Origin of the sequence: Desulfuromusa kysingii (assembly GCF_900107645.1) — a bacterium.
GTDB classification, from domain to species: domain Bacteria; phylum Desulfobacterota; class Desulfuromonadia; order Desulfuromonadales; family Geopsychrobacteraceae; genus Desulfuromusa; species Desulfuromusa kysingii.
In genome coordinates, this window is sequence record NZ_FNQN01000003.1 from 57,138 (window position 1) to 75,828 (window position 18,691).

Annotated in this window: 18 protein-coding genes, 1 pseudogene and 1 other annotated feature; of the genes and pseudogenes, 17 read left to right on the forward strand and 2 right to left on the reverse strand. The window is 46.7% G+C overall.

Going from position 1 to position 18,691, the window contains the following annotated elements:
- The first annotated feature begins 15 nt into the window (after window positions 1-15).
- Window positions 16-1,455: an adenosylhomocysteinase gene (gene ahcY / locus BLU87_RS05575; protein ID WP_092345590.1), complete on the forward strand. Its 1,440-nt coding sequence runs from the start codon at window positions 16-18 to the stop codon at window positions 1,453-1,455.
- Window positions 1,456-1,524: 69 nt separating this feature from the next.
- On the opposite strand, the gene lptG is transcribed toward ahcY, so the two are convergent.
- Together lptG and lptF are read right to left on the reverse strand one after the other, a co-directional pair.
- Entirely contained in the window at window positions 1,525-2,607 is a 1,083-nt protein-coding gene (gene lptG / locus BLU87_RS05580) for an LPS export ABC transporter permease LptG (protein WP_092345592.1), read from the reverse strand.
- A complete protein-coding gene (lptF, locus tag BLU87_RS05585) occupies window positions 2,604-3,791 on the reverse strand; it encodes an LPS export ABC transporter permease LptF (protein WP_092345594.1) in 1,188 nt (395 codons plus the stop codon). The genes lptG and lptF overlap by 4 nt, the downstream gene beginning before the upstream one ends.
- A gap of 359 nt (window positions 3,792-4,150) precedes the next feature.
- Between lptF and rpsB the strand changes: the two genes are divergently transcribed.
- From rpsB to BLU87_RS05665, 16 genes and pseudogenes are all read left to right on the forward strand, one after another.
- Complete coding sequence (gene rpsB / locus BLU87_RS05590; protein ID WP_092346245.1) at window positions 4,151-4,981, forward strand: 30S ribosomal protein S2; 831 nt, start codon at window positions 4,151-4,153, stop codon at window positions 4,979-4,981.
- 118 nt (window positions 4,982-5,099) lie between these two features.
- Window positions 5,100-6,011, forward strand: coding sequence for a translation elongation factor Ts (gene tsf / locus BLU87_RS05595; protein ID WP_092345596.1), 912 nt, complete (start codon window positions 5,100-5,102; stop codon window positions 6,009-6,011).
- A gap of 28 nt (window positions 6,012-6,039) precedes the next feature.
- Window positions 6,040-6,771 carry a UMP kinase gene (gene pyrH / locus BLU87_RS05600; protein WP_092345598.1) on the forward strand — a complete coding sequence of 244 codons (732 nt, stop codon included), beginning with the start codon at window positions 6,040-6,042 and terminating at the stop codon, window positions 6,769-6,771.
- Window positions 6,764-7,321 carry a ribosome recycling factor gene (gene frr / locus BLU87_RS05605; protein ID WP_092345600.1) on the forward strand — a complete coding sequence of 186 codons (558 nt, stop codon included), beginning with the start codon at window positions 6,764-6,766 and terminating at the stop codon, window positions 7,319-7,321. Before pyrH ends, frr begins: the two co-directional genes overlap by 8 nt.
- A gap of 24 nt (window positions 7,322-7,345) precedes the next feature.
- Window positions 7,346-7,519: pseudogene (locus tag BLU87_RS05610) on the forward strand (DUF362 domain-containing protein); the annotation flags it as partial.
- Between the two features lie 179 nt (window positions 7,520-7,698).
- Window positions 7,699-8,427: a polyprenyl diphosphate synthase gene (uppS, locus tag BLU87_RS05615; RefSeq protein ID WP_175498294.1), complete on the forward strand. Its 729-nt coding sequence runs from the start codon at window positions 7,699-7,701 to the stop codon at window positions 8,425-8,427.
- A gap of 25 nt (window positions 8,428-8,452) precedes the next feature.
- On the forward strand, window positions 8,453-9,238 hold the full coding sequence (locus tag BLU87_RS05620; RefSeq protein WP_281242516.1) for a phosphatidate cytidylyltransferase: 786 nt from the start codon (window positions 8,453-8,455) through the stop codon (window positions 9,236-9,238).
- Window positions 9,239-9,246: 8 nt separating this feature from the next.
- A complete protein-coding gene (locus BLU87_RS05625; protein ID WP_092345606.1) occupies window positions 9,247-10,407 on the forward strand; it encodes a 1-deoxy-D-xylulose-5-phosphate reductoisomerase in 1,161 nt (386 codons plus the stop codon).
- Window positions 10,404-11,723: an RIP metalloprotease RseP gene (gene rseP, locus BLU87_RS05630; RefSeq protein WP_092345608.1), complete on the forward strand. Its 1,320-nt coding sequence runs from the start codon at window positions 10,404-10,406 to the stop codon at window positions 11,721-11,723. Before BLU87_RS05625 ends, rseP begins: the two co-directional genes overlap by 4 nt.
- Entirely contained in the window at window positions 11,723-12,439 is a 717-nt protein-coding gene (tsaB, locus tag BLU87_RS05635) for a tRNA (adenosine(37)-N6)-threonylcarbamoyltransferase complex dimerization subunit type 1 TsaB (protein ID WP_175498279.1), read from the forward strand. Before rseP ends, tsaB begins: the two co-directional genes overlap by 1 nt.
- Before the next feature lie 92 nt (window positions 12,440-12,531).
- Window positions 12,532-12,750, forward strand: a complete 219-nt coding sequence (locus tag BLU87_RS05640) for a DUF465 domain-containing protein (RefSeq protein WP_092345612.1) — start codon at window positions 12,532-12,534, stop codon at window positions 12,748-12,750.
- 218 nt (window positions 12,751-12,968) lie between these two features.
- On the forward strand, window positions 12,969-14,666 hold the full coding sequence (gene ilvB, locus BLU87_RS05645; RefSeq protein ID WP_092345614.1) for a biosynthetic-type acetolactate synthase large subunit: 1,698 nt from the start codon (window positions 12,969-12,971) through the stop codon (window positions 14,664-14,666).
- Between the two features lie 48 nt (window positions 14,667-14,714).
- Window positions 14,715-15,206 (forward strand): acetolactate synthase small subunit, encoded by a 492-nt coding sequence (ilvN, locus tag BLU87_RS05650; RefSeq protein WP_092345616.1) that lies wholly within the window; start codon window positions 14,715-14,717, stop codon window positions 15,204-15,206.
- A gap of 21 nt (window positions 15,207-15,227) precedes the next feature.
- A complete protein-coding gene (locus tag BLU87_RS05655) occupies window positions 15,228-15,872 on the forward strand; it encodes a phosphatidylserine decarboxylase family protein (protein ID WP_092345618.1) in 645 nt (214 codons plus the stop codon).
- The gene (gene pssA, locus BLU87_RS05660; protein ID WP_245706389.1) at window positions 15,869-16,642 is read left to right on the forward strand and encodes a CDP-diacylglycerol--serine O-phosphatidyltransferase; all 774 of its coding nucleotides are present in this window, start codon (window positions 15,869-15,871) and stop codon (window positions 16,640-16,642) included. The genes BLU87_RS05655 and pssA overlap by 4 nt, the downstream gene beginning before the upstream one ends.
- A 98-nt stretch (window positions 16,643-16,740) precedes the next feature.
- Window positions 16,741-16,968: a binding site (T-box leader), on the forward strand.
- 181 nt (window positions 16,969-17,149) lie between these two features.
- Window positions 17,150-18,691 carry a 2-isopropylmalate synthase gene (locus BLU87_RS05665; RefSeq protein ID WP_092345620.1) on the forward strand — a complete coding sequence of 514 codons (1,542 nt, stop codon included), beginning with the start codon at window positions 17,150-17,152 and terminating at the stop codon, window positions 18,689-18,691.

The window sequence follows — 18,691 nt, forward strand, 5'->3', positions numbered from 1 at the left end:
AAAGGAGAGAACTAAGTGTCTACTTTTCGTGATTTTAAAGTGAAAGATCTAACGGCTGCTGAATGGGGACGCAAAGAAATTTTGCTTGCTCAGGAGGAAATGCCTGGTTTAATGGCCTTGCGTAAAGAGTATGCGGGGCAATATCCGCTAAAAGGTGCACGGATTTCTGGTTCCCTGCATATGACAATCCAGACTGCAGTCTTGATCGAAACTTTGATTGAATTGGGAGCGCAGGTGCGCTGGTGCTCGTGTAATATCTTTTCTACCCAGGACCATGCTGCGGCCGCAGTGGCTGTTGGGCCAAAAGGGACGGTTACAGAGCCACAAGGGGTCCCCGTTTATGCTTGGAAGGGAGAGTCCCTTGCAGAGTACTGGTGGTGTACAGAACAGGCACTTACCTGGCCCGAAGGCGAATATCCAAATATGATCCTTGATGATGGTGGCGATGCGACCATGTTTGTGCTCAAGGGCAGTGAATGGGAAAAAGGGAGTGTCCCTGAGCTGGCAGATGATGATCCTGAAGACTGGTGTGAGTTAGTGAAAGCATTGGGGCAATCTATTGTCAAAAATCCAGGAAGATGGATTCAAACCGCGGCTTCTATCAAGGGGGTTACGGAAGAGACGACCACCGGTGTTCACCGGCTGTACCAGATGGCTGAAGAGGGGAGTTTGTTATTTCCAGCCATGAATGTTAACGATGCGGTGACCAAGTCAAAGTTCGATAATGTCTATGGCTGTCGCCACTCTTTAGTTGATGGCATTATGCGTGCGACGGATGTGATGCTTGCCGGCAAAGTCTCTGTTGTTTGTGGTTACGGCGATGTTGGTAAGGGGTGCTGTCAATCATTGCGTGGACAGGGTGCGCGAGTGATTGTGACCGAAATTGACCCGATCTGTGCCCTCCAGGCCCTGATGGAAGGGTATGAGGTCAAGCGGGTTGAAGATGTTCTTGATTATGCTGACATCTATGTGACGACGACCGGCAACAAGAACGTTATTACCCTTGAGCATATGCGGCAGATGAAGCATAACGCCATCGTTGGCAATATTGGACATTTTGATAATGAAATTGAGATGATGGCCGTCGAAAGAGATTCATCTGTTGTGCGGGAAAATATTAAACCTCAGGTTGACCGTTGGATATTTGAAGATGGCCATGGAGTTATTGTCCTTGCTGAGGGGCGTCTGCTCAATCTGGGTTGCGCAACAGGTCACCCGAGCTTTGTCATGTCTAACTCTTTTACTAATCAGGTTATGGCGCAAATTGAGTTGTTTAATCATGCTGAAAATTATGAAAACAAAGTGTATGTTTTGCCGAAACTTCTTGATGAAAAAGTGGCAAGGTTGCATCTGGAAAAGTTAGGGGCCAAGTTGACGGTTCTTACTGATGAGCAGTCTAAATATCTGGGGGTGCCCACTTCTGGCCCGTTTAAACCGGATACTTATCGATATTGAAAACTTGTTGTAGCCGTTGTAGACAGGGAGTCCCCGGCTTGTGCCGGGGATTTTTTGTTTGTAGTGGTTCTATTCCTTGACGTTCAACAACAACCAAATTCCCAACAACAGGAAAATGAAGTTAGCAGTCCAAGCCGCGAAGATCGGGGGGAGGGCGTTAGAATAACCGAAGGCGGTGACGAGTGATTGGATAATAAAGTACACCACACCAATCCCCAGACTGAGCCCGATTCCGAGAGCGAGATTACTGTTGCGACCTCGTTGTAAGGCAAAAGGAATTCCTAAGAATCCCATGATTAAGCAGGTGAAGGGAGCTGCAATCCGATTATGCATGTCGACACGTTGCCGGGTCGAGTTATAGCCCTCCTGGTCCAGTTTTTTTGCCACCGCGAGGAGCTGACGGAAGTTTAGCTCATTATTCATGTTTTCCCGGCCAGAAAAATCTTCCGGTGTGCGATCAAGATCCAATGCAACATTTTCTAGTTGATCGACGTTTAACATGTCTCCCGAGTTTGCATCAAATTTTCTGTTTGTCAGGTTGCTCGCGAACCACCTTCCATTTATAAAAATAGCCTGATCGATATCCTGCCGTTGTTTAATTTTTTGCTGCTCATCGAAGGTGAAGATAACAACCCCTTCGAGCTTCTGGTCTTGAGGGTGAGCAATGGCAATATTGATAATCCGACTATTGCTCCGATACCAGATCTCATTGCGGGTTAATTGAACTTGTGTTTTGCCCTTGAGTTTCACTTCTAGCAGAGTGTTGAGCTGTTTCGTGTTCCATGGGATAGCAAATTCATTTAACAGCAAGAGCAAAAAAGAAAGCACTAGCACTAGCCCCATTAAGGGTTGGACGATTCGCCATAAACTGATTCCGCAGGCACGCATGGCCGTCACCTCGTTGGTGCGACTGAGACCTCCGAGAGTGAGAACCATGGCTGTTAAAATTGCCAAAGGTAGAATCTGGGCAAAGATGACCGGAATATTGTTGGAGATATAGACAAGATAATCACTGAGGGCCGCTTTGTGGTCAATGAAGTCATCAACTTTTTCAAAGAAGTCGATCAGCAAGTAGATGCCGATAAAGGCTGTCACACAGAGAATCAAGATCCGGCTGAAATGTTGGATGAGGAAGCGGTTGAGAATTTTCATGAACCCCCACCATCTTTTTTAGCTTGAGACCTGAATTGGCGAAGCAGTTGTCGCGGGATACTGAAAAGTCGAAAAGGCTTTTCAGTCGCGGTACTATGTAAAAAACAGGAGCCGCCGAGTAAGAAACAGACGTTTGGCAGCCAGAGGATGATCGCCGCGGGCAGGATCCCTTTGTCCGCTAGGGTCCCAGCAAAACTCAACAACACGTAATAAACCAGAAAAACCACCAGAGCCAGAGCAAAACCCGCCCCCTTACCTGAACGTTGAGACTGCAATCCCAGGGGGACACCGATCAGGACGAGGACGAGGGGGGCAAAGGCGATAACCACCCGCTCGTGTTTTTCCACCAGAAGGCTGGAAATACTTGCGGTATTCTTTGCCTGATCAATGGCATTATTTAACTCTGTCCACGAAAGTTCGCTCTTTGACCGACGTCGTTTCTTGTTATCGAGTTCGCTACCAATATCCAGATTAATATCGTAACTGGTGAAGCCGATGACTTGATAGGTTGATTTTTTCTCTTTCGTCGGTCGACGATGGATGCTCCCATTATTCAATCGTAGCATCAGGCTGTAGTGGTTGGGGTTAGAGATAAAGCGACCTTGCTGCGCTGTGATGATGGCTGGCGTTTCATCTTCCCGGCCATCAGAAATAAAAACATCCTGCATGATGCCACGATTTTCATCAACGCCACGGGCATAGAGGACAAGACCATCGAATTCATCATTGAAGACGCCTGCTTTGACGCTGACACTGGCGTTACTGGAGGCTATTTGAAATAGTTTACTCCGAAAGGCAGTTTTACTGGCAGGTTCTATGCTGATAGTGATCCAAGCGGTAAGTAAGCTGAACAGTATTGCCAGAATAAAAACCGGCTTGACCATATTGTATAAGCTGACCCCCGATGCTTTAAGAGCGATGAACTCACTATCCGCAGAAAAACGGCCAAATGCCAAGAGAATGCCGAGTAAAAAAGAAAGAGGGATGGTGACACTTAAAAAGGTTGGTAGCAGGTAGCTGAAAAGCTGCAATATTTGGCCGCTGGGCACCCCATTGTTGATCACGAGTTCAGCCAGACGGGGAATTTTCCCCATAAGCAGGACGAAAGTGAAGATCAACAAGCTTAAAAAAGCCGGGATGCTGATTTCCGTGAGAATATATTTATGAATGCGGGCATTTGACATGGGGCTGCATGTTAGTACGACAGGTTTGATCCTGTAAACTCCCTTTGTCACTATCGAGTGCAGAAATCGGCAAAAGCTGACTGGGGAGTTTAATTGTGGGGATTGGCGGGGCAGTAACAACCTCTTCAACGATAGACGTTGTCACTGGTATCAAGCTGGATTACCAGTTGTATTCTAGTGAGTTGTTTATCTCTTGATCTAACTTTTCACTTGCCTGCTGGGGGAATATGGTGGTATATGTCCGCAGTTAATCAATTCACACGCTTCATGATGCGGACAGGATGGTTCTCGATCATCGATTGAGACCTGCCGGAGAAGATTGGAGCGGAGGAACCAAACCAGAAACTGAGGAGAAAAAAATGGCACAAATCACCATGAAGCAAATGTTAGAAGCAGGTGTTCACTTCGGTCATCAGACCAAACGTTGGAACCCCAAGATGAAACCGTACATCTTTGGTGCACGTAATGGCATCTATATTGTCGACCTGCAAAAGACCGTACGTTATTTCAAAACTGCCTACCAATTTATTCAGGATACCGTTGCCAAGGGAGATAAAGTCCTTTTTGTTGGTACTAAAAAACAAGCACAAGATGCCATCAAAGAAGAGTCTCTGGGCGCAGATCAGTATTTTGTGAATAACCGCTGGTTGGGTGGAATGTTGACAAACTTTACCACGATTAAAGCCAGTATCGATCGGTTGAAAAAAATAGAAGCAATGGTTGCTGACGGTACAATTGAACAATATACCAAAAAAGAAGCTTTGCAACTTGAACGCCAGCGCGAAAAACTGGAAAAGAACCTCGGTGGTATCAAGCATATGAGCAAACTTCCAGGTGCTATCTTTATTATTGATCCTAAAAAAGAGGCGATCGCCGTTCAGGAAGCGAATAAACTAGGAATTCCGGTTGTTGCTGTTGTTGATACCAACTGTGATCCGGATAATATTGATTATATTATCCCCGGCAATGACGATGCCATCCGCGCAATTCGGTTGTTCGCCTCGAAGATGGCGGAAGCTTGTGTTGAAGGCGATCAGCGACGCAAGGAAAAGAAACAGTCCGCCGCAGAAGGTAAGGATGAGCCCGTTGTTGAGGCAGCACCCGCTCCTGTTGTGGAAAAAGAAACTGTTTCCGAAGCACCAGTTGTTGAAGCACCTGTAGCTGAAAGTTCAGAATCAGCAGCTGAATAAAAAAGTTAGTTTTTAATATCTATAGACAGGCCTGCGGCCGGGCTCAGGCTCGGCCGTTGGTTTAATTGGAAAATGTCGCGGGAAAATCTCCCGTCTATCAAAATATGGAGGAAAGAACGTGAGTATTACAGCAGCAATGGTCTCCGAGTTACGTAAAAAAACCGGAGCAGGGATGATGGATTGTAAAAAAGCTCTGACAGAGACTGGTGGAAATATGGACGAAGCCGTCGATTTTCTACGTAAAAAGGGGCTTTCGGCTGCCGCAAAGAAATCCGGTCGGATTGCCTCTGAGGGGGCAGTTGTTGCCACAGCAGAAGGATCTGTCGGCGCTATCGTTGAAGTCAATGCGGAGACAGATTTTGTCGCTAAGAATGTGGCATTTAAAACCTTCGTCGCTGATGTTTGTGACATTGTTCGTGCGATTGATATTGCCGATGTTGAGGCTCTTAAAGCTGCTGCCTATCCCGGCACCGGTCGCACCGTCGCCGAAGAATTGACCCATCAGATTGCCACCATCGGTGAAAACATGAGCATTCGTCGCTTAGCACGTGCCGACGCCGGTCAGGGGATTGTGACTTCCTACGTTCATGGCGCCGGTAAAATTGGTGTTCTGGTGGAATTGCAAACAGCATCAACCGATGAAAAAGTTGTTGACCTCGGGAAAAAACTGGCCATGCACGTTGCTGCTGCGGCTCCACAGTATTTGGACCGTGATAGTGTCCCTGCTGACGTTGTGGCCAAAGAAAAAGAAATTATGCGCGTGAAAGCTCTTGATAGTGGCAAGCCAGAGAAGATCGTCGAAAAAATCATCCTCGGTCAGATCAACAAATACTTTGGTGAGGTTTGCCTCATGGAGCAGGCGTTTGTCATGGATCCTGACCAGAAAGTTGGCAAGCTGGTTGCGGCTTTAAGTAAAGAGCTTGGGAGCGAAATCAAGTTGAACAGTTATGTTCGTTATCAGCTTGGTGAAGGGATTGAAAAGAAAGAGGATGATTTTGCTGCAGAGGTTGCAGCGATGAGCAAACAGTAATCTATACTTACGATCTTCAGGAGTTGTTGTGGCTACGATAAAGTATCGACGTATTCTACTAAAGCTGAGTGGCGAGGCTTTGGCTGGTGAGCAGGGCTATGGTATAGATCCTGATGTTATTAGCGGCATTGCTTCTGAAATCAAAGAGGTTATTGGTCTGGGTGTCGAGATCGCTGTTGTGATTGGTGGCGGAAACATTTTCCGCGGCTTGGCCGCATCATCTAAGGGGATGGATCGTGCCAGCGCTGATTATATGGGAATGTTGGCAACAGTCATGAATAGCCTTGCGATGCAAGACGCTCTGGAAAAACAGGGGGTTGTCACCCGGGTTCAATCGGCCATTGATATGCAGCAGATCGCTGAGCCGTATATTCGTCGTCGGGCAGTGCGTCACTTGGAGAAAGGGCGTGTTGTTATTTTCAGTGCCGGGACTGGTAACCCTTATTTTACCACTGACACCGCTGCTAGTTTGCGGGCTATGGAAATTAACGCTGAGGTTATTCTTAAAGCAACCAAGGTCGATGGTATCTATTCGGCCGATCCCAAGAAAGATAAGAATGCAGTTAAGCTGCCAACGTTAACTTACTTAGAAGTTCTGCAGAAAGGGTTGCAGGTTATGGATGCAACAGCAACTTCATTATGTATGGATAACGATCTGCCGATGATAATTTTTGACATGACTCATCGAGGTAATATCAAGAAGGTTGTGCTTGGCGACAAAATTGGGACAATTGTCATGGGAGGTGAAGAAGATGGTTAAGGAAATTTTGAAAGAGACTCGAACCGCAATGGATAAAGCGGTAAAGTCTTTAAAAAAAGATATGACCAAGATTCGTACTGGCCGGGCAAGTATTTCGTTGTTGGATGACGTTAAGGTTGAGTATTACGGAGTCCCAACCCCTCTGAGTCAAGTGGCGACACTTTCGGTCCCAGAGGCACGTATGATTACCGTTCAACCGTGGGAAAAAAACCTGATTTCTGAGATAGAAAAGGCCCTCTTTAAGGCCGATCTTGGCTTGACACCTTCATCCGATGGTGTGTTGATCCGCCTGCCGGTACCGGCCCTGACCGAGGAAAGACGTCGGGAAATGGTCAAAATTATTAAACGGATGGCTGAAGATGCGAAGATATCGGTGCGTAATGCGCGCCGCGATGCGAACGAAAATCTGAAGATGTTGGAAAAAGAAAAAGAAATTACTGAAGATGATCTTAAGCGCAGTGAAAAGGATGTTCAGCAGATTACAGATGAGTTTGTTAATACTGTCGACTCCATTGTTCAGAACAAAGAGCAGGAAGTCATGGAGATCTGATCGGTTGTAACGAACCGTCCTAAAGGAGAAAAAATGGCTCTGAAAATCAATGAAGAATGCATTGGTTGCGGTACTTGTGTCGACACCTGTCCTATGGGTGCTATTGTTGAGTCTGGTGATATCTATACCATCACTGACGAGTGTACAGAGTGTCGTGCCTGTGTTGATAGTTGTCCGGTGAATGCAATCGTCGACTGATTTAATCGATCCAGAATGATAAAAAAGGGCGTTTGATAACGCCCTTTTTTTATGCGTTTTGCGTTATTTAAAAAGCAACGTCTTGCTGTTCCAATGTCTGCCGTGTTATTTTTTTTAGCTGGATTTCAATATTGGAAGTCGACTTTATCTCGAAATTTATGGACACTAAATTGACTGTAATGACAAATAATCCCCCCCTAGACCATCTCGCCATTATCATGGATGGAAACGGACGTTGGGCGCAGAAGCATGGCCAACCCAGAGTCGCCGGTCATCAACGGGGAGTTGAGACAGTCGTTCGGGTTGTCGATGAGTGCGTGTTACAAGGGATTCGTTTTCTCAGTTTGTTTGCGTTCAGCTCTGAAAACTGGGGTCGCCCTCGTGACGAGGTTGATGCCCTGATGTCCCTGCTGTTGCAATTTCTGGCATCACAGCGGCAGAGAATGCTCGATGACGGAGTTCGCTTGCGGGTTATTGGTGATCTTTCGCGTCTATCTGTGCCGGTCCAATCGGCTTTGGTTGATGTTGAAAAGGAGACCGCGACGGGACGCAATTTAACTTTGATTCTGGCTCTGTCCTATGGGGGGAGGGACGAAATCATGCGCGCTGCCAAAAAGATTGCTCAAAGTGCACTTGATGGCGATCTTGACATCAATAAGCTTGATAATAAAACTTTCTCTGGTTTTTTGGACACTGGGGATATTCCCGAGCCAGACTTGTTGATTCGAACTAGCGGTGAAATCAGACTCAGTAATTTTCTGCTATGGCAATCTGCCTATGCTGAATTCTATTTTACCGACGTCCTTTGGCCTGATTTTGACGCCGCTGATCTTCGCATCGCTTTGGAAGATTATCGAAAACGTAAGCGCCGCTTTGGGCTCACCGACGACCAGTTAGAAGACGTATAGGAGAGAAACGATTAAACAACGTATCATCACCGCCACTATAGCTTTGCCCCTCCTGATTTTGCTGCTGGGATATGCTTCCCCTGCAGTTTTTTCTGTTTTTTTAACGATTGTTCTGTTTCTGAGCCTAATCGAGTTTAATCGCATGAGCCTTGGCGATGAGCATGGTTTGGAGCAGTGGCTTGCTGCGATCAGCGGTGCGGCGGTTATCCCGATGCTGCTGTATGGCAATATCGCTCTGCTTTTGCCTTTATACACGGCGACGATGATACTTCTGGCTATCTTGTTCCTGTTCCGCTTGCCGGAGTTGACAGTCGTGCATTATCGGCTGGGCTGGATAGTGCTCGGTCTGGTTTATCTCCCCTTCCTCTTCAGCCATCTTATGTTACTCCGATTGCTCCCCGAAGGGCGGCAGTGGATATTTATGACCCTCATTGTGATTATGAGTTGTGACAGTTTTGCCTATTTTGTTGGGCGGAGATTCGGTCAACGAAAACTCTACCCGGCCGTGAGTCCAAATAAGACGGTTGAAGGGGGGCTTGGAGGTCTGTTTGGCTCTGTTTTGGCCATGATGGTCGTCAAATTTACCTTTCTTCCGGCCCTCGGCGTTGTTGATGGTGTGTTCATTGCGCTATTGCTTGGAGTGTTGGGGCAGCTCGGAGATCTGTTTGAGTCACTGTTAAAGCGTGCCTGCCAAGTGAAGGATTCTGGGAATATCATTCCAGGACACGGGGGGATGCTCGATCGTCTCGATAGCTTGTTATTTACGTTTCCTGTTGTCTATTATCTTGCACGATACTGTTACGGAGGCTGAGAGCGCGGTTGAAAAAAATAGCAGTTCTTGGCTCAACAGGGTCAATCGGTGTCAGCACTTTAGCAGTTTTAAAAGATTTTCCTGAGCGCTTTCAAGTGGTTGCCCTGACTGCCGGGAAGAATATTGGGTTATTACTGCAACAAATCCATGCTTTTCATCCGCGCATTGTTGCGGTTGTTTCTGAGCTCGAGGCAGAAAAACTCAGGCAGCAACTCGAGGGGGTTGATGTTGAGGTTTGTTGTGGAGCCGAAGGGATGATCCGCTGTGCGACGGCATCAGAAGTCGAAATGGTGGTTGCGGCGATAGTTGGTGCCGCAGGGTTAATGCCGACGATGGCTGCGATCAAAGCAGGGAAACACGTTGCTTTGGCCAACAAAGAGACTCTAGTTATAGCCGGTAGCTTGATTATTGATGAGGTCAAGCGGCAGAAGGTTAACCTTCTGCCGGTCGATAGTGAACATTCTGCGATCTTCCAATCGTTGTCTGGGCAGCGTCGTGAAGATGTTCAACGCTTGATTTTGACCGCATCCGGGGGGCCGTTTCGAGAGTATGGAGCGGCTCAGTTTGCGGCGATCACTCCGGCAGAAGCACTGGCTCATCCGAACTGGGAGATGGGGCAAAAAATTTCAATTGATTCTGCGACTATGATGAATAAAGGTCTGGAAGTGATTGAAGCCCGATGGCTGTTTGATTTTCCGGCAGAGATGATTGACGTGCACATCCACCCAGAGAGTATTATTCATTCGTTAGTAGAGTATCAGGATGGCGCAGTTATGGCGCAGTTAGGTGTTCCAGACATGAAAACCCCCATAGCTTATGCCTTATCCTGGCCGGAACGCTTACCTTTGGAGCAGCCACCACTCAACCTGTGTCAGCTCGGGCAATTATCTTTTTCCGTCCCAGACGTTGAGCGCTTCCCGTGTTTGCAGCTAGCTTATGAAGCGTTAGCGGTTGGTGGGACTGTTCCAGCGGCGATGAATGGGGCAAATGAGGTTGCTGTTGAAGCCTTTTTACATAGCCGGCTCAGCTTTCAGGGGATTGCAAAGGTCATAGAAAAAACAATGTTGCAACACAAAAATGAAGACCTTACCTCCGTAGAGCAGGCTTTGCACGCTGACTTGTGGGGCAGACATAAGGCACAAGAGTTCATCAATGGAGGACTGGTATGATCACAATTATAGCTGGAATTTTGATGCTGGGAGTTCTGGTATTTATTCATGAACTTGGACATTTCGCCATCGCAAAGCTGTGTGGCGTTAAGGTTTTGAAGTTTTCACTTGGTTTTGGTCCCAAACTGGTTTCTCGGCAACGCGGTGAGACCGAATATCAGATTTGTGCAATTCCTCTTGGTGGCTATGTCCAAATGTTGGGCGAAGGGGGTGGTGAGCAGGGGGAGGATGCGGAACTGACCGCAGAAGAGAAAGCTCGTTCATTTGCAGAACAGCCCGTTGGTAAACGGTTAGCGATTGTTTCTGCTGGGCCGATAATGAACCTGATGCTGCCTCTATTGATTCTGCCGATATCTTTTATGGTCGGGGTACAGGTGCCGATTTATCTGGAGCAGCCGGCCTGTATTGGCTATGTCGTGCCGGGTTCGAATGCTGCGGAGGCCGGGCTTCTCGCTGGAGATTGTGTGACCACAATTAATCAGCAAGAGGTTGAGAATTGGAATGGTGCCAATAAAGGATTTATTGCCCAAGCTGGAAAACCCTTGGTGTTCCAAGTTCAACGAGATGGACAGGAATTGCAGTTTGAAGTTTCTGCGGAAAATGACAGTTTGCAAGGGATGCAGGCTTTGGGCTTGCTACCACAACAAGCCGCTGAAATCGGTGGCTTAGTTGCCGATATGCCTGCCGCTAAGGCGGGCATACTGGAAGGTGATTTGATCTTACAGATAGGTGATTACCCGATTTCGTCTTGGTATGATCTCAAAGCGGTTATTCAAAAAATTGGGGATCAGGTGGTTCCGGTTCAGATAGAACGTGATGGGAAGCAAATGGTTGTTGATTTGACTCCGTCACAACGTGATGGAGAGGGTGATTATTTGCTCGGTGTTGCCCCTTTCTACGATTCTAAACTGAGATCTTTGGGCTTTTTTGATGCGATCCGTGAAGGGGCTTATCGAAGCTGGGAACTGACAGAATTAACGGTCGTTTTTGTGCAGAAATTGTTCTCAGGCAATGTTTCCACAAAAAATATTGGGGGCCCCATTACCGTTGTCCAGATTGCAGGCCAGGCAGCGCAGACAGATCTCCCCGCAATATTGTCGGTTCTGGCTTTCATTTCGATTCAATTGGGAATTTTGAATTTATTGCCAATCCCTATTTTGGATGGTGGGCATATTCTTTTTTATCTTATTGAGCTGATTATTCGCAGGCCTGTATCGATCCGTGTTAGAGAAATGTCTCAGCAAGTTGGAATGGCACTGCTACTGATGCTGATGGTTCTGGCTTTTTATAATGATATCGTAAGGTTATGGGGTTGATGGAGACATCTGGGAAAATTAAAATTCTTACTGTTGACAGCTCTTCGTTCACAGGAAGTGTTGCTCTGTGCCATGGGGAAGTTCTGATTGCAGAATCTCTCTTAAATGTTCGGAGTACCCACAGTGAAAAACTTCTCAAACAGATTGATCTTCTTCTTGATGCAGCGAACTGGACGCTGGAAGATCTTGATCTTCTTGCCGTGGTGACTGGTCCAGGTTCTTTTACGGGGCTAAGGATTGGGATTGCAACTGTTAAAGGGTTGGCTGAGGTTTTGAATAAACCGGTTGTTCCTGTCTCTGCTCTGCAAACGATAGCGATGAACCTGCCATTATCACCGGTTCCAATCTGCGCATTTTTGGATGCCAGAAAACAGGAAGTTTATAGCCAATTGTTTTCATGGCGTGCTTCTGAGGGGCCTGTTGCGATTGGGAACCCTTCTGTTCTGCCGCCAGAAACTTTATTGCTGCAGCTGCCTGGTGAGGTCGCCTTGGTCGGTGATGGTGTACCAATTTATCGTCATCTTATTGATACGCATCTGGCAGATCGTGCCTTCATCCCTGTTGCTACAGCGCATCAACTTCGTGCTGCACAAGCATCCTGGTTAGCGTTGCAGGCCTGGCGAAGTGGATTAGCACAGAGTGCGGCAGACATTCTCCCTGTTTATATTCGCCCTTCTGATGCGGAATTAAATTTATCTCGTAAGGGAGGTATTTAAAACCGGTTAATTGTTGACAAATTTGCATCAATTTGGTTACTTAGTTATGGTGTTTTGAATGCTTAATCTTACTTACATGCGCGGAGGTGCCAATGGACATTGATCAAACCCTTTTGCAAAATCTTACCGAGACTAACCCCCGTTTTCGCATGCTCTATGAGGAACATACCCTGTTTGAGAAACAACTTTCTGAGTATGATAAAAAAGGGTATTTATCTCCTCATGAGCTACTTGAAAAAAATAAGGTAAAAAAAATGAAGCTCGTTGGTAAGGATGAGATGGAAGAGATTATACAGTCTGTTACCACCTGACCCCGTTTTGTAACAACGGGAAGATTCGATACAGCAAAGGGTTTAAGCGGAGGCTTAAGCCCTTTGCTGTATTTAATTGATGATGTACTGGCAGGTGTTCGTGCCGTTTTATCAACTGCTAAGGTTTAAAAGCCAGGTTTCTAAGAAAGCTGACCCTCTTGTGAATTTTGCAACTGTGGTTGAAAGATTTATGAAAAACTTAAGTTGAGGAGGAACAGATGGAATTGACCGGATCTCAGATTTTGCTTGAATCCTTGAAGAGTGAAGGGGTCGATACGGTATTTGGATACCCCGGTGGGGCAGTCATCAATATTTATGATGACCTTTTCGAATCATCTATCAAGCATATTTTAACTCGGCATGAACAAGCCGCTGTTCACGCGGCTGACGGTTATGCTCGCTGCACTGGCAAGGTTGGTGTCGCCATCGCAACCAGTGGTCCGGGAGCGACGAATACTGTCACCGGAATCGCGACTGCATATATGGACTCGGTGCCGATGGTTATTATCTGCGGTCAGGTCCCTACACCACTCATTGGTAATGATGCCTTTCAGGAAGCAGATATCTGCGGAATTACCCGACCCTGTACCAAGCATAACTTTTTGGTGAAAGATATCCGTGATCTGGCAAAGACCATCAAGGAGGCCTTCTATATCGCCAGAACGGGACGCCCAGGTCCAGTTCTCGTGGATCTCCCCAAAGATATTCAGGTCAGTCATTATAAGTTTAAATATCCGGAAACTGTCAGTTTACGCGGTTATAAACCAACTTACAGTGGCAATATGCGGCAGGTTGAAAAAGCAGCCAAGTTGATTCTGGCGGCACGTAAACCGGTTCTCTATGTCGGTGGCGGCATTGCCCTGTCTGGTGCCGATGACGTATTGCTCCGGTTGGCAGAGCAGACGCAAATTCCTGTGACGACGACTTTGATGGCCATGGCTGCTTTTCCGCAGCGTCACCCTCTGGCCTTGGGGATGTTAGGGATGCACGGAACCTTTTATGCCAATATGTCGGTCACTGAGTGTGATCTCTTGATTGCCGTTGGTTCCAGATTTGATGATCGGGTGACTGGCCGAATCGACAGCTTTGCCGAAAAGGCGAAAATTATTCACGTGGATATTGATCCGACGTCGATTGGCAAGAATGTTGGTGTGGATCTCCCTATTGTCGGTGATTTGAAAGATGTCTTGGGTAAGTTGCATGGATATTTGGATAAAAAGCCCGAGCTGGTCGAAGATCTCATTGAAGGAACTGAAGATTGGAGGGCAATGATTGCCGAGTGGAGAGTCCGCCAACCGATGACGTATCGCTCCTCCAAATCGGTGATTAAGCCGCAGTTCGTGATTGAAAAAATCAGTGAAATGACTGCTGAAGACGCTATTATCACAACTGAAGTTGGACAGCATCAGATGTGGGCAGCGCAATTTTATACTTTCAGAAAACCGAGAACATTCTTAACTTCCGGTGGTTTGGGAACTATGGGTTTCGGACTCCCTTCCGCTCTGGGAGCCCAGGTTGCATATCCTGACCGTCAGGTTATTGATATTTCTGGCGATGGTTCCTTCCAGATGAACTCTCAAGAGCTGGCGACTTTGGTGCAGTATCAATTGCCGGTGAAAATTGCGATCCTTAACAATAATTATCTGGGGATGGTTCGCCAGTGGCAGCAGATGTTCTTTGAGAAGCGTTATAGTCAAACGGTTATGGAACTGCCCATTGATTTTATCAAACTGGCTGAGGCTTATGGTGCAACCGGCTTGCAAGCGACCAAAGTGGATGAGGTCGAAGCGACAATAAAGCAAGCTTTGGAGACTCCCGGCCCAGTGTTGATGAACTTTAAAGTTTCAAGGGAAGAAAACGTTCTGCCGATGGTTCCTGCTGGTAAAGCGATTCATGAAATGGTTCTTGCATCCTAGCAAAGTGAATGAAAGTTCGGTGAACAATTTGATCGGGAGGATAAAAAAATGAAACACACAATTTCAGTTCTGGTGGAGAATGAATTTGGTGTTCTTTCCAGAATTTCAGGCTTATTTTCAGGACGGGGCTTCAATATTGAGAGTCTCTCTGTCGCACCGACGATGGATCCTGATCTTTCCCGCATGACCTTGGTCACGCGGGGTGATAATCATATTCTGGAGCAAATTACCAAGCACCTCAATAAACTTATCTCTACGATAAAAGTTGTTGATTTTACCGATGGGGAATATATTGAACGTGAACTGGCTTTGATTAAGGTTGCCACGGATGCAGAAACCAGGGCGGAAGCTTTGCGGATTGTTGATATCTTTCGTGCGAAAGTTATCGATGTGACCCCGAAATCATACACCATTGAAATTACCGGGGCGCCAGCAAAGATCAATGGTATCTTGGAGTTACTCCGACCGATGGGGATTAAGGAAGTTGTCCGTTCCGGTCCTGTTGTGATCGGGCGTGGTGCCAAAGGGGTTGTAGGTTAATTCAACATAACTGAGGATTTTATGCAGAATAAAAATCAACCGATTGCGCGAGAAGGCTACCCTTTCATTGCTCTGTTTGCTTTCATAACTTTGGTTTTAGCACTTTTGGACTGGGAGGTGCTGACCTTTCTCCTCTTGCTTCTGACCCTGTTCAGTGTCTATTTCTTCCGTAATCCTGAACGGGTTGTTCCTACGGGGGATGATCTGGTTGTCGCCCCAGCTGATGGAAAAGTCATTTTTGTCGGCGACGTTCAGGAGGATCGTTATTTTAAGAAACGGGTGACGAAAGTTAGTATCTTTATGTCAGTGTTCAATGTCCACGTGAACCGGGTCCCCTGTGATGGTAAAATTGTCGAAATGTACTACAATAAGGGGCAGTTTCTTAATGCTTCTTATGATAAAGCGAGTGAATCGAATGAACAGTCAGGAATCCTTCTGGAAACGGCGAGTGGCTCGCAAATCCTGTTTGTGCAGATTGCCGGGTTGATTGCGCGGCGGATTGTCACATATCCCGTTGTGGGTGATTTATTGCAACGTGGAGCGCGTTATGGATTAATCAGATTTGGCTCCCGTGTTGATATCTATTTTCCTGAAAATTCAGATGTTACTGTCCTTCTTGGTGAGCGGACTATTGCCGGAGAGACAGTGCTGGGGACAATACATTGACTGAGAATTGTTTAAGAAGTGAAAAGCGAGAGAACATCCGTAAAGGGGTTTATCTCCTTCCCAACCTGATTACGGCAGGGGGAATCTTTGCAGGCTTCTACGTCATTATTGCCGCCACTGATGGCAATTATGAACGGGCGGCTTGGTTTATCCTCCTTGCGGCTATTTTTGATGGTCTGGATGGTAAGGTGGCACGCTTAACGGGAACCAGCAGTAAGTTTGGTGTCGAACTCGATTCTCTGGCAGACGTTATCTCTTTCGGTGTCGCTCCGGGGGTCCTCTTATACCTCTGGGCGTTAAGACCGTTTGGTAAATTAGGGTGGCTGGCTGCATTTTTATACGTTATCTGTGGTGCCTTGCGCTTGGCTCGATTCAACGTTCAGGTCTCGACGGTTGAATCACGGCGATTTGTTGGTATGCCGATTCCTGCTGCAGCCTGTATCGTTGCAACCTGCGTATTACTCTTTTATGAGTTGGGTGGGACCGGGACGATAAAAATGGTTTCCATGGTTTTTCTGGTTTTCTTGCTGGCCTTTCTGTTGGTCAGTAATATCGAATACCTCTCTTTGAAGGATCCAGATCTGTTCAAGCGACAACCTTTTGTGTTGTTGGTGGTTGCGATCATGCTGTTGATCGTCATTGTTGCAAAGCCCCAAATCATGTTGTTTTTGATTGGTATTGCTTATCTGCTCTCTGGCCCCATTGGCTTCTATATTGGGTGGAGAAAAAACCGTCAGAACGGTGATCATTCCACCGCAAATGAGTCTTGAAGCTGTCAATTTATTGATCGTGGAGATAGGTAAAAATATTATTGTGTCATTTATTCTCTTGACTTAATCGACTGTTTTCGGTTGAATCTTACTTTAGTTCAAAAGCGTTGAAGAGGAGTAGTAAACTTTATTCTCCGTTTAAGAGAGTCGGTGGTTGCTGTGAACCGATACGGAAAAAGTTGAACTCGCCTTGGAGCTGCCGGGATGAAGCCATAACGGGTTTAGTCTCTGTCGTGAGCCTGCGTAAAAGGATAATGAAGGTTTGCCTGTTTATATAGGCGAACGAACCAGGGTGGTACCGCGAAGCTTAAGCTCTCGCCCCTGTTTTATACAGGGGCGAGGGCTTTTTTTATTTTTAGCAGAGAAAATTATTTCAGAGGGAAAGGGGGTGGTTCTGAGTGGAATCTGACCTAGGTGATCTAAAACAGCAACAGCGTCTGATGAATGAAGTCAACACGAACTGCCCCGACATCGAGTGATCGGGACAACCCTTTTAAGGAGTTTATTATGAGTCAAAAAGATAAAATTATTATTTTTGATACCACTTTGCGTGATGGTGAACAATCTCCCGGCGCAAGTATGAATATTGAAGAGAAGATGCGGATCGCCCATCAACTGGAGCGTTTAAATGTTGATGTTATCGAAGCGGGTTTTCCGATTGCATCAGACGGTGATTATGAGGCCGTTAAGAAAATCGCGCAAACGATCAAGGGATCGCAGATAGCAGGACTTTCACGGTCAAGCAATATGGATATTGATCGCGCTTGGGATGCTTTACAATATGCCGGAGAGCGCGGGCGAATTCATACTTTTATTGCTACCAGTGATATCCACATGAAATACAAGCTTAAGATGAGTGAGCAGGAGGTTTTGGATGCCGCCGTAGCTGCGGTCACGCGTGCTTCTGGATACACTCCGAATGTTGAATTCTCTGCTGAAGATGCGGTACGGACAAAACTGCCGTTTTTGGCGAAAGTGATTAAGGCGGTGATTGAAGCTGGGGCGACAACGGTTAATATCCCCGATACGGTCGGTTATACGATCCCATCGGAATATTATGACATCATCAGCTATCTCAAAAAGAATGTCAGCAACATAGACCAGGCCATTATTTCGGTTCACTGTCACAATGACCTTGGTCTGGCGGTCGCTAACTCTTTAGCTGCCGTTCAAGCTGGTGCCCGGCAACTGGAGTGTACTATCAACGGTATTGGTGAGCGGGCGGGGAACTGTTCTCTCGAAGAGGCAGTGATGACGCTGCGTACGCGTCACGATATTCTCCCCTACACGACCAGTGTCGTGACCGAGCAGATTACCCAGGCAAGTAAGTTGCTTTCGACTATCACCGGCATTCATGTTCAGCCAAACAAGGCGATCGTTGGGACCAATGCCTTTGCCCACGAAGCTGGAATCCATCAACATGGGGTGATGATGGATAAGTCGACCTATGAAATCATGACACCTGAATCGGTCGGCTTAAATCAGAACAAGCTGGTTCTCGGTAAGCATTCTGGCCGTCATGCGTTTATTGACCGTTTAAATCAACTGGGTTACAGCCTGTCTCCTGAGGAGAATCAGAAAGCCTTTGTCCGCTTTAAAACTTTGGCCGACATGAAAAAAGAGATTTTTGATGAAGATCTGGATGCCATCGTTGCTGACGAAGTCTTGCGGGTTCCCGAAATCTATAAGCTGGAGCAGATGAATGTCAGTTCTGGTTCTTTTGCTGCACCAACGGCGACTGTTGCCATGGAAATCAATGGCAAAATCAAGAGAACTGCGGTGATCGGCGACGGTCCGGTTGACGCGACATTTAAAGCGATCAAGAAACTTTCGAAGAGCAAGGCGACATTACTCAACTTCTCTCTGGGGGCTATTACCGGTGGTACCGATGCTCAAGGTGAATGCAGTGTGCGTCTGCGTTCTGTTGAGGGGCGTGAGGTGCTTGGTCAGGGTGCCCATTCAGATATTATTGTTGCCAGTGCTAAGGCGTATATCAACGCATTAAATAATCTGGCTGTAGCGGAAAAACGTTCACATACCACCATCTGA